The sequence below is a fragment of the Aeromicrobium sp. Leaf272 genome, assembly GCF_001422865.1.
Taxonomy (GTDB): Bacteria; Actinomycetota; Actinomycetes; order Propionibacteriales; family Nocardioidaceae; genus Aeromicrobium.
This window is the reverse complement of the sequence record NZ_LMMY01000013.1, coordinates 506,502-517,163: the sequence shown is the minus strand read 5'-3', so window position 1 is coordinate 517,163 and position 10,662 is coordinate 506,502. Positions and strand designations below refer to the sequence as shown.

The following is a 10,662-nucleotide window of genomic DNA, read 5'->3' as shown; positions in this document are numbered from 1 at the left end:
GAACGAGGCGGCCTGTAAGCCGGATTCTGTCCCCGGTCCGAGGACCGGGGGGCGACCATCCATCTGGGTCACGCATCGCTGCGCGCCTCGAGCGACCTACCCGCTGACATCGGACGAGCAGCCCGTCAGCGCAGGCGCCGGAGCGCCCTCTTGGTCTTGCTCCCGGTGGGGTTTACCTAGCCGACGCCGTCACCGACGTCGCTGGTGAGCTCTTACCTCACCGTTTCACCCTTGCCCGCACCCCGTCACCCAAGAGGGTTCCGGGGCCGTTGGCGGTCTGTTCTCTGTGGCACTGTCCCGCACGTCACCGTGGGTGGCTGTTGGCCACCACCGTGCTCGGTGGAGTCCGGACTTTCCTCGACGGGCCTGAGCCCGCCGCGGCCGCCCGGCCGCCTCGTTCGTGGGCCAGTCTAGGGCGCGCTCGTCACGTCCTTGCAACCTTCGGTCCCTACGCTGGCGTCGTGGAGGTCGAGGAGATGCCGTCCGATGCCGTGGCGAGGACCGGGGGTGGGGTCGGTGACCTGCGCCCTCGGCTCCATCCCGAGCCCGTCGTGTACGCGATCGTCTCGCAGGGCTTCGACACGTCCACCGCCCTCGCGGCGGTGCGCGAGGCCGAGGGGCTCACCGTCGTGGTCGAGCAGACGGAGGCCGACGAGGACGGTCTGGTGTACGAGTTCGTCGGCGCCTGGATCACCCTGACGGTGGTCTCCGCGCTCGACGGTGTCGGCCTGACGGCCACGATCTCCGCAGCGCTGGCCGGCGACGAGATCGCGTGCAACGTGGTCGCCGGGTTCCACCACGACCACCTCGTGGTTCCGTGGGACCGACGTCACGATGCGCTCCGTGTCCTCGATGCCCTAGGCTGAGGGCTGCGAAAGGGAGTAGTCCCCAATCGCTGCGTCGACATACTGAAGCCGGGCCCTCGGGTCTGTCCTCCGGTGCAGCGGGCCAGACCGGCGACGGTCTCGGCGGACGAGACTTTCGACCCATAGATCGTTGACGATCCTGGGTCGAGGCTCGTCGATCATGGCTCCTCGTCCTGGGGGACGAGGAGCTCCTTCATGTTCGAGGCCCTGTGGCTCAGCACCGCTGTCATCTTCGTCGCCGAGCTCGGCGACAAGAGCCAGCTGATGGCGATGACGTTCGCCACCCGGTACCGGGCGCGTGACGTCATCATCGGCATCACGGCGGCGACGGCGGTCGTCCACCTCGCGTCCGTGGGCATCGGCTACTGGATCGGCACGAGCTTCGAGAAGTACCAGTCCGGGATCGCGATCGCCGCCGGTGTGGCGTTCCTCGGCTTCGCGCTCTGGACGCTGCGGGGCGACGAGCTCACCGAGGGCGAGGCCGACAAGGCGCGCAAGGCCACGGGCTCGGCCCTGCTGGCGGTGGGTCTGGCCTTCTTCCTGGCCGAGCTGGGTGACAAGACGATGCTCGCCACGATCACCCTCGCCGTGCGCGAGGACTGGTTCGGCGTCTGGATCGGCAGCACCGTGGGCATGGTGGCGGCCGACGCGCTCGCGATCGGCGTCGGCGCGGTGCTCGGCAAGCACCTGCCGGAGCGGGCGATCCGCTACGGCGCCGCCGTGGCGTTCGCGATCTTCGGCGCGCTGCTCATCTTCGAGGGTGTGCGCTGATCGCCGTCCGCTGCCTCGCTAGGCTCGCCCGGTGCTGATCGTGCTCCCGCCCTCCGAGGGCAAGACCGCACCGTCCGACGGACCCGTGCTGGACCTGGCCGCGTTGTCGTTCCCGCGTCTCACGCAGGTGCGCGACCAGGTGTCGCGGGCCCTGGTCCGTCTCGCGGGCACCCGACGGGCCGCCGAGGTGCTGGGGCTCGGCCCCACGCAGGCCGATGCCGTGGAGACCGACGCCCGTCTCTTCGAGGTGCCGTGCGCACCGGCGGGCGAGGTGTACACCGGCGTGCTGTTCGGCGAGCTCGACCTCGCCACCCTCGACGACGCTGCCACCGCCCGGGCCGAGCGGACCGTGGCCGTCGCGAGCGCCCTGTTCGGCCTGGTGCGGGTCGGCGACCCGATCCCTGCCTACCGCCTCTCCGGCACGGTCACGCTGCCGCGCCTGGGCCCCGTCGCCGGTCGCTGGCGGCCGGTGCTGCCGCAGGTCCTCGACGACGAGGTGGCCGACGGGCTGCTCGTCGACCTGCGCTCGGGCGCCTACGTGAACCTGGGCAAGCCGTCCGCGGGTCTCGCCCCCCGCACCGCCACCGTTCGGGTGCTGCACGAGCAGGACGGCCGCCGCAGCGTCGTGAGCCACTTCAACAAGGCCACGAAGGGGCGGCTGGTGCGCGCGCTGCTCACCGAGGGCGCCTTGCCGGCATCGGTGGACGAGCTGGCCACAGCCTGGCGCGACCTCGGCTGGACGGTCGAGCAGGACGGGACCCGTCTCGACGTCGTCACCACCGGCGCTCACTGACGATCGGCGCATCCACGCCGTGCCGTCCGAGCGCGGCCGTCTACTCGGGGACGATCGAGAACCCGCGCAGCGACGGCGTGCCGTCAGGCCACCACGCGATGGTCGTGATGCTGGCCGGGGCCAGCTCCATGCGGTGGATGATCGACATCGGCCCGTCCAGGGCGAGCCTCGTCATGAGCTTGATGGGCGTCACGTGGCTGACGACGACGACGGTCTCACCCGGGTGTGCCTCGACGATCCGGTCGCGCGCCTGCCGCACCCGCTCCTGCACCTCGTCGAAGGACTCCCCGCCCGGTGGGGCCACCGCGGTCGAGGACAACCAGGTCGACAGCTCGTCGGGCCAGTCCTCCATGATCTCGGCGAAGCTGTGGCCGTCCCAGTCACCGAAGGCGGCCTCCTCGACACCGTCGTCGACGCCGACCGTCACGCCGGTCTCTCGGGCCACGAAGCCGGCGGTCTCGCGGGTGCGGCGCAGCGGCGAGGAGATGATGGCGTCGACGTCGTGGTGGCGAGCGATCCAGGCCGCCGCCCGCGCGGCCTGCGCCTCGCCCTCGGCAACCAGGCCGGGGTCGGAACCACCCTTGCCGCAGAACAGCTTGCGCACGGTGTTGGCCGTGACGCCGTGCCTGAGCAGCACGAGCGTCGTGGGGCGGCCGTGTACGTCGCCCCTCCAGCCGAGCAGCGGGTTGGTGTCCTTGCCGGTACCACTCGGCGGCGCCTCGAGCGGTGCGGTGACGTCGTCGGCCGGCGGCACCGGGGTCGTCTCCTGCTGGACGGCCGTGCCCACGACGGCGGGCTCGCCGGTGCGGGCCTGGGCGTCCAGCGCCTCGTTGGCGAGGGCGTCGGCGGCGGCGTTCTGGTCGCGCGGGATCCACGTCCACTCGACGACCCGGTCGGCGAGCCCCCGGGCCTGCTCGGCCAACGGCTTCATCGACGCGTGCTTGATCTTCCAGCGTCCTGCCATCTGCTCCACGACCAGCTTGGAGTCCATGCGGACGACGACGTCGGCATCGGGAGCGTGCTCGGCGGCGAGCTCGAGCCCGGCGATGAGTCCGCGGTACTCGGCCACGTTGTTGGTGGCCCTGCCGATGGTCTCACCGCGCGTGGCGAGGATGTCGCCGGTGGACTCGTCGCGCACCAGCGCACCGTAGGAGGCGGGCCCCGGATTGCCCCGCGACCCTCCGTCGGCCTCGACGACGACCCGCCCGACGGCGGCGGTCACAGCCCGGACTCGGCCGTCCGCACCAGGATGCGACTGCACTCGGGGCAGCGCACGACGTCGTCCTCGGGCTGGGCGGCGATCTCGCGCAGGTCGGCGCCGTTGAGCTCCAGGCGGCACCCCTCGCACCGGCGCGCACGCAGCGCAGCGGCACCGAGCCCGCCGTACTGGTGACGGACCTTGTCGTACAGGGCGAGCAGGTCGGCCGGAACGCCGGGAGCCACGCTCTCGCGCTCCTCGTTCACCGCGACGACCTCGGCGTCGATGGCCTCGACCGCGGCGTCGCGGGCCGCGGTGACGTGCGTGAGCTCGGCCACCAGCGCGTCGTGGTCGGCGGTGACCGCCCGGAGCTCGGCCTGGGCGATCTCGAGCTGCTCCATGATCTCGAGCTCCTCGTCCTCGAGCGTCGAGATGCGACGCTCGAGTGCGCCGAGCTCGTGCTGGAGGTTCTCGAGGTCCTTCGGGTTGGAGATCGCACCGGAGGAGAGCCGCTCCTCGTCGCGCGTGCGGCGCGTCTTGACCTGCTCGACCTCGGCGTCGGCCTTCTTCTGGGCGCGCGTGAGGTCGCTGACCGTCGTCTCGACCTCGACCTGGCGGCCGCGCAGCTGCGCGACCTCGGCGGTCAGCTCCTCGATGCGGGCGAGCTCGGGCAGGGAACCACGGCGGTGCTGGAGCCGGGCGAGGGCGGAGTCGGTGTCCTGGAGGTCCAACAGGGCCTGCTGGGCGGACGGTTCGGCTTTCAGGGGGTCCTCCTGGGTGCGGGAGCCAACGCGTGGGACCAGGGGTCGGTCACCAACGTGGACACATGGACGTCCACCGTATCGCCCAGCCGCTCGCGCAGCACGGAGGCGACCACCGGCAGCCAGGTCCACTCGGCCGCCCAGTGCGGCACGTCGACCACGCCGCAGGCGCCGGGACGCTCGAGGTGCTCGCTGACCGGGTGGTGCCGCAGGTCCGAGGTGACGTACACGTCGGCTCCCGCAGCGTCAGCGGTGCCCAGCAGGAAGTCTCCCGAGCCACCGCAGAGGGCCACGGTGGTGACCTCGCTCGTGAGGTCCCCGGCCACGCGGGTGGCGCCGTGGTGCGCCGGCAGCGCAGCAGCCACGTGCTCGGCGAACGCGGCCAGGGTCATGGGCGTCTCGAGCCTGCCGATGCGACCGCTCCCCCGGCTGGACGGAGCGGCGGCCGTGGGCAGCACGAGGTAGGAGACCTCCTCGTACGGGTGCGCCTGCAGCAGTGCCGTCCGCACGGCTTCGCGCAGGGTCGCAGGTGCGACGAGCTCGAGGCGTGTCTCGTCGACGTGCTCGAGCGCGCCGACCTCGCCGATCGCGGGCTGCGCACCGTCGAGGGGCCGGAAGGACCCGGTGCCCTCGGACCGGAAGACCGCCGAGTCGTAGTCGCCCACGTGCCCCGCTCCGGCCGCGTGCATGGCAGCCGCCACGGCGTCGGCGTCGCCGCGCGGGACGTGCACCACCCAGGCGTCGAGCCCGTGATCGGTGTCGACGTCCAGCGGGCGCACGTCGTGCAGCCCCAGCGCAAGCGCCATCGACTCCGAGACACCGAGGGGTGGGGAGTCGGCGTTGGTGTGACAGGTGTGCAGCGCCACGCCGTGGGTGGCGAGCGTGTGCACGACGCGACCCTTGGGCGTGGTCGCCGCCACCGACGTGACGCCCTTGAGGTACAGCGGGTGGTGGGTCAGGAGCAGGTCCGCACCCCGGGCGACGGCCTCGTCGGCGACGGCCTGCACCGGGTCGACGGCGACCAGGATCGAGCCCACCTCGGCGTCGGGATCCCCGACGACCGTGCCGACCGCGTCCCAGTCGTCGGCCCAGCGGGGGTCGTAGAGCTCGTCGAGCACACGGACGACGTCACGCAGCGTGGGCATGTCGCCACCCTAGGACGTGGCGGGAGCGCACTACCCCACCGAGCCCAGGGCGAACGGCAGGACGGCGTCGGCTCCGGCCCGCCGCAGCTCGCGGGACGCGACAGCGACGGTCCATCGGCTGTCGACGAGGTCGTCGACCATGAGCACCGGACCGTCCGTCGCGGCCAGGGCCTCACGGAGGGCGTCGGGCACGACGAACCGGCCCCACACCCCGGCCAGCCGGAAGGCGCTGTTGCCGCCCTGGGTGGTGGCCGGCGCGCCGGGCGCGACCTCGAGCGCGGGCAGCAGCGGAAGGCGTCCGAGTCGGGCCAGGCCCTCGGCCACCGAGGCCACGAGGGTGGGCCGAGCCACCGACGGCAGCGCGACCACCGCCACGGGACGCTGGTCCCACGGCCAGTCGCGCAGCGCCCGCGCGCACGCCCCCAGCAGCGACTCGGGCACCGGCACGTCGGGCGCGCCCGTGGCGAAGAGCTCGCGCAGCGTGCCACCCCAGCCGAGGTCGGTCAGCCTCGCGACCACGCGGCCCGTCTCGGGCCGTTCGGTCGGCGGGATGCGACCGGACACGTCGACCCCCAGCCGCCCGACGCCCGACGGCCACTGGGCGCGCGGGTCGACCGCCACGCCCACCCGGTCGAGCGACTGCGTGGCCCGCTCCACCGCGGCACCGTCCGTGCCGGTGGGGTACCAGGGTCCGGCGCACACGTCGCACCGGCCGCAGGGGGCGGCCGTGGGGTCGTCGAGCTGACGCTGGAGCAGCTCCATGCGGCACGTGCGACCCGCCTGGTACTCCAGCATCGCCTCCTGCTCGGCCTCACGCGCCTGGGCGATGCGCTCGTACCGTTCAGCGTCGTAGACCCACGGCTCCCCCGTGCTGACCCAGCCGCCCTGCACACGCCGGACCGCTCCGTCGACGTCGAGCACCTTGAGGAGCAGCTCGAGCGGCGTGCGCCGGATGTCGACCTGAGCCTCGAGCGACGCGACCGACAGCGGCGTGGTGCCCAGGGCCCCGAGCACGGCGTCGACCTTGGCCTGCGTGGGCATGGAGGCCGTGGCGAAGTAGCGCCAGATGTCGGCGTCCTCCGTGCCGGGCAGGAGGAGCACGTCGGCGGACTCGGTGGCACGGCCCGCACGCCCCACCTGCTGGTAGTACGCCACGGGTGAGGACGGCGCACCCAGGTGCACGACGAAGCCGAGGTTGGGCTTGTCGAACCCCATGCCGAGTGCGCTCGTGGCCACGAGTGCCTTGAGCTGGTCGTCCTTGAGCGCCTGCTCCAGGCGGATCCGCTCGTCGGGATCGGTGCGGCCGGTGTACGCGGCCACCGTGTGACCGGCCTCCGCGAGCAGTCGCGCGAGGTCCTCGGCCGCCGAGACCGTGAGGGTGTAGACGATGCCGCTGCCCGGCAGGTCGGCCAGGTGCGAGACCAGCCAGCCCAGCCGCTCGCGCGACGTCGGCAGCGTGAGGCAGCCCAGCCGCAGGCTCGTGCGGGCCAGGGACCCGCGCAGCGTCAGGACCTCCCCCTGGTGACCGGCGCCGTCCGCCGCCCCCGGCCCGGCACCCCCGCCGAGCTGCTCCTCGACGTCGGTGACGACCCGCTCGTTCGCGGTGGCGGTGGTCGCCAGCACCGGGACCCCGTCGGGCATCGACTCGATGAGGTCGGCGAGCCGGCGGTAGTCGGGTCGGAAGTCGTGGCCCCAGTCGGAGATGCAGTGCGCCTCGTCGACCACCAGCAGGCCGATGCGTCGGCGCAGCTCGGGCAGCTGCTCGTCGCGGAAGCGGGGGTTGGTGAGGCGCTCGGGAGAGACGAGCAGCACGTCCACGTCGTCGGCGTCGAGCCGCGCCCGGACGTCGTCCCACTCGTGCGCGTTGGCCGAGCTGATGGACACCGCTCGCACCCCGGCCCGCTCCGCCGCCGCGACCTGGTCCCGCATGAGGGCGATGAGCGGCGAGACGAGGAGCGTGGGGCCCGTGCCGCGCGCCCTCAGCAGCGACGTGGCCACGAAGTAGACCGCGGACTTGCCCCATCCGGTGCGCTGCACCACGAGAGCACGGCGGTGGTCGTCGACGAGGGCCGAGACCGCCGCGAGCTGCCCCTCGTGGAACTGCGCGTCGTCGCGGCCGGTGAGGCGTCGCAGGGCTTCGAGGGCGTGCTCGCTCGTGGTGGTGGCCGTCATGGACCCATCGTGTCAGCGGGTGCCGACACGGGCGTCGGCCCGTCCACAGCAGGTCAGGGACCGGGACAGGTCCGGTCGTCGCGCAGTTCCTCGTCCAGTGGAGCCGTGGGCGCCGAGCCGGGTTCGCAGAGCATCGGGTCGAGCTCGGCGGCCACCGTGCCGCCGACCTCGAGACGGAGGTTCCACGTGGAGGTCCCGTCGACGAGCAGGTCCACCTGCGCGCGCACCGCCTCGAGCAGCGGCCCGCGCACGGCCGGGTCGTCGAGGTCGGGCGCCGTGCCGCCGCTCGACACCTGCACCACGAGGTACCGGTCCGGGTCGGCGGCCTTCTCGGCGAACTCACGCATCCCCACGCCCACGCGTCCCACCGCCTCGGCGGGCTCGGCGGCGGACCGCAGCGCCGCCCACGCGTCCATGGTCCCGTCGCCGGGGAAGCCGCGGTCGGCGCTCACCGAGGAGCCGTCGGCAGCCGCGACGCCCCAGCCGCGGCGCGCGTCGTCGGCACCGTGCTCCTGCTCGAGCCGGTCGAGCGCCACGGACACGTCGTCGGCTCCGGTGTCCTTGCCCAGCGTCAGCACGACGTCGGTCTCGACGTGGTCCGGGCCGGGCACGTCCTGGGTCATGATGTCGACGGCCGCAGCACCGTCCTGCGCGACGTCGTGCGCGAGCGCCCACTCCTGCACGACCGCGTCGGTCGTCGCCTCCGGCTCGAAGGAGCGCAGGTGCACCGTCGACGGGCCGAAGGTGACGTCGACGTCACCCTCCTCGCTCTCGTGGGTGGTGCTGAACGCCTCGTAGACGACGCGCCCCACCTCCTGGAGCTGCTTCGAGGTGACGTCGGGCTCCGCCTCGACCTTCAACGCGACCTTGCCGGAGTCGAGCGTGACCGGCTCGGAGTAGTCGGCGTCCGCCGACGTGACGCCGGGCAGGTCGCGCAGCTCGGCGACGAGCGCGTCCACGTCGTCGGACAGGTTCGGGTTCGCACACCCGGCGAGGAACAGGGCCAGCAGAGTGCAGGGAGCCGCCACGGCGGCGAGTCGGGATCGCACCCGCCCACCGTCGCACACGCGCGTGGAGGTTCCGCCCCGGCGGACGCAGGATTCTGCCTTCGCGTGCAGAAGTCCGAACGATTCTGCGTTCACGACGGAATCCCGTCGGGAACGCAGAGTCCTTCGAGCCTCCGCCCACGAACGCAGAACCTTGCGTCGCCGGGCCGCGGAGGAGGGACGGGCAAGCACGCCGCGCGCTCGGCGGCGTCGGTCGGTCCAGGGTGGGCGAAGAGGGACTCGAACCCCCGGCCGCTCGGGTGTAAACCGAGTGCTCTGACCAACTGAGCTATTCGCCCCGGACGGCACCGCGAAGGGCACCGGGCGCCTGGAACCCTACCGCACCGACAGCCCCGCGCGGCGTCCTCGCGGGACGGCTCCGACATGAAAGAGCCGCGGCCGCCGGGGTCTCGGGTCCCGGGCGGCCGCAGCACTCACATACAACCGCATCGGTGGTTGCCGCCGCAGGCTTTTGGCTCAACTCTCAGCAAACTTCGCCGGTCAGTCGCGCAGGTGCTCCTCGAGCCGCTCGACCTTGGCCGTGAGCTGCCCCGTGTACCCCGGCCGGATGTCGGCCTTGAGCACGAGCGAGACCCGCGACGAGGTCCGCGCGACGGCCTCGACGGCCGCCTTCACGACGGCCATCACCTCGTCCCACTCGCCCTCGACGGTCGTGAACATCGCGTTGGTCTCGCACGGCAGGCCCGACGCCCGCACGACGCGCACCGCCTCGGCCACGCCGGCGGCCACGGACCCCGACTCGTCGCCCGCGCCGGGGCTGATGCTGAACGCCGCGAGCACGTCAGAGCTCCGCGAGGGCCGCGCGGTAGGCCTCGAAGTCGCGGGCCTCGCCGATCGGGTGCTCGACCTTCCAGCGGACGACGCCCTCAGCGTCGACGAGGTAGGTGCCGCGCTCGGGCGCACCGGCACCCTCGTTGAAGATCCCGTAGGCCCGGCTGACCTCGCCGTGGGGCCAGAAGTCGCTGAGCACCGAGAACGTGTAGCCCTCGGCGTCGGCGAAGGCGCGGTTGGAGAAGAAGTGGTCGCAGGAGATGGCGAGCACCTCGACGTCGCCGCCGGAGAAGGCCTCGATGTTGTCGCGGATCTCGCACAGCTCACCGGTGCAGATGCCGCTGAAGGCGAACGGGAAGAACACCAGCGCCACCTTCCGACCCTGGAGGGCGGAGAGCGAGATGTCCTCGCCGTGCTGGTTCTTGAGCGTGAAGTCAGGTGCCTGCTGGCCGATCTCGATCGTCATGGCCCGAGCCTAGACGCCGGACGGTGCTGCAGCCGACGAGCACCGAGGTGGTCACCCGGGCGCGGACGACCGTGGCCGGCGACGGTCGGATCGGCTCAGCGCTTGTGCGTCGACAGCTTGGTGGCGGACCACTCGGCCGACGCCGACGACGTGGTCGTCGTGGACAGCCCGGCCACCGGAGCGGCCTCGGCGATGTCGGCGCCCGTGACGTAGCCCGGGCGACCGACCTTGGGCGTGAGCACCCAGATGGACCCGCCCTCGGCGAGGTCGGCCAGGGCGTCGAAGAGCGCGTCGACGAGGTCTCCGTCGTCGTCGCGCCACCACAGGATGACGCCGTCGACGACCTCGTCGGACTCACCGTCGACGAGCGCGTGGCCGACGATGCCCTCGATGGCCGTTCGGAGCTCGGTGTCGACGTCCTCGTCCCAGCCCAGCTCCTGGATGACGGTGTCGGGGCTGAAGCCCAGCCTCGCGGCGTCCAACGGGATCTCCTCGGGGTTGCGTCGTGCGTGGTGTGGACCAACTCTGGCACGGGGTGCGGGCCAGGGTGGGTCGGGGTGTCGATCGGTGTGTCGGACGGTGCGGGACCTACTGAAAAGTAGGCCAAAAACCTACTGATCGGTAGATGTTCACAACCTCCGCCAGTGTCACC

General features: G+C 72.5%; 11 protein-coding genes, 1 tRNA gene and 1 other RNA gene. 3 read left to right on the top strand and 10 right to left on the bottom strand.

The window, feature by feature from the left end; genetic code table 11:
* Positions 1–397: RNase P RNA component class A (rnpB, locus tag ASF38_RS12875), an RNA gene on the bottom strand.
* Between the two features lie 64 nt (positions 398–461).
* Here rnpB and ASF38_RS11730 point away from each other — a divergent pair.
* From ASF38_RS11730 to ASF38_RS11720, 3 genes are all read left to right on the top strand, one after another.
* On the top strand, positions 462–866 hold the full coding sequence (locus ASF38_RS11730; RefSeq protein WP_235497661.1) for an ACT domain-containing protein: 405 nt from the start codon (positions 462–464) through the stop codon (positions 864–866).
* Positions 867–1,061: 195 nt separating this feature from the next.
* Positions 1,062–1,637 (top strand): TMEM165/GDT1 family protein, encoded by a 576-nt coding sequence (locus tag ASF38_RS11725; protein ID WP_055965548.1) that lies wholly within the window; start codon positions 1,062–1,064, stop codon positions 1,635–1,637.
* Positions 1,638–1,668: 31 nt separating this feature from the next.
* Positions 1,669–2,430 (top strand): YaaA family protein, encoded by a 762-nt coding sequence (locus ASF38_RS11720; protein ID WP_055965546.1) that lies wholly within the window; start codon positions 1,669–1,671, stop codon positions 2,428–2,430.
* A 40-nt stretch (positions 2,431–2,470) separates the two neighbouring features.
* Here ASF38_RS11720 and ASF38_RS11715 read toward each other — a convergent pair whose 3' ends face one another.
* The 9 genes from ASF38_RS11715 to ASF38_RS11675 form a co-directional block, all read right to left on the bottom strand.
* On the bottom strand, positions 2,471–3,652 hold the full coding sequence (locus ASF38_RS11715; RefSeq protein WP_055965544.1) for a bifunctional RNase H/acid phosphatase: 1,182 nt from the start codon (positions 3,650–3,652) through the stop codon (positions 2,471–2,473).
* A complete protein-coding gene (locus tag ASF38_RS11710; RefSeq protein ID WP_235493011.1) occupies positions 3,649–4,359 on the bottom strand; it encodes a zinc ribbon domain-containing protein in 711 nt (236 codons plus the stop codon). Before ASF38_RS11710 ends, ASF38_RS11715 begins: the two co-directional genes overlap by 4 nt.
* Positions 4,360–4,388: 29 nt before the next feature.
* Positions 4,389–5,534, bottom strand: coding sequence for a Nif3-like dinuclear metal center hexameric protein (locus ASF38_RS11705; protein WP_055965542.1), 1,146 nt, complete (start codon positions 5,532–5,534; stop codon positions 4,389–4,391).
* 30 nt (positions 5,535–5,564) lie between these two features.
* Positions 5,565–7,706: an ATP-dependent DNA helicase RecQ gene (locus ASF38_RS11700; RefSeq protein WP_056576220.1), complete on the bottom strand. Its 2,142-nt coding sequence runs from the start codon at positions 7,704–7,706 to the stop codon at positions 5,565–5,567.
* Positions 7,707–7,759: 53 nt separating this feature from the next.
* A complete protein-coding gene (locus tag ASF38_RS11695) occupies positions 7,760–8,755 on the bottom strand; it encodes a hypothetical protein (RefSeq protein WP_156366905.1) in 996 nt (331 codons plus the stop codon).
* Positions 8,756–8,977: 222 nt separating this feature from the next.
* A tRNA-Val gene (locus ASF38_RS11690) sits at positions 8,978–9,051 on the bottom strand.
* A gap of 202 nt (positions 9,052–9,253) precedes the next feature.
* Complete coding sequence (locus tag ASF38_RS11685; RefSeq protein ID WP_055965534.1) at positions 9,254–9,553, bottom strand: thiamine-binding protein; 300 nt, start codon at positions 9,551–9,553, stop codon at positions 9,254–9,256.
* 1 nt (position 9,554) lies between these two features.
* On the bottom strand, positions 9,555–10,010 hold the full coding sequence (locus tag ASF38_RS11680; protein WP_056576215.1) for a peroxiredoxin: 456 nt from the start codon (positions 10,008–10,010) through the stop codon (positions 9,555–9,557).
* 95 nt (positions 10,011–10,105) lie between these two features.
* A complete protein-coding gene (locus tag ASF38_RS11675) occupies positions 10,106–10,492 on the bottom strand; it encodes a DUF3052 domain-containing protein (protein WP_082480706.1) in 387 nt (128 codons plus the stop codon).
* Between the last annotated feature and the right edge of the window lie 170 nt (positions 10,493–10,662).

Bases quoted from the DNA above. Each gene is read 5' to 3' on its own strand.
- ASF38_RS11725 (WP_055965548.1), top strand. From the start codon at position 1,062: ATGTTCGAGGCCCTGTGGCTCAGCACCGCTGTCATCTTCGTCGCCGAG.
- ASF38_RS11705 (WP_055965542.1), bottom strand. From the start codon at position 5,534: ATGCCCACGCTGCGTGACGTCGTCCGTGTGCTCGACGAGCTCTACGAC.
- ASF38_RS11700 (WP_056576220.1), bottom strand. From the start codon at position 7,706: ATGACGGCCACCACCACGAGCGAGCACGCCCTCGAAGCCCTGCGACGC.
- ASF38_RS11680 (WP_056576215.1), bottom strand. From the start codon at position 10,010: ATGACGATCGAGATCGGCCAGCAGGCACCTGACTTCACGCTCAAGAAC.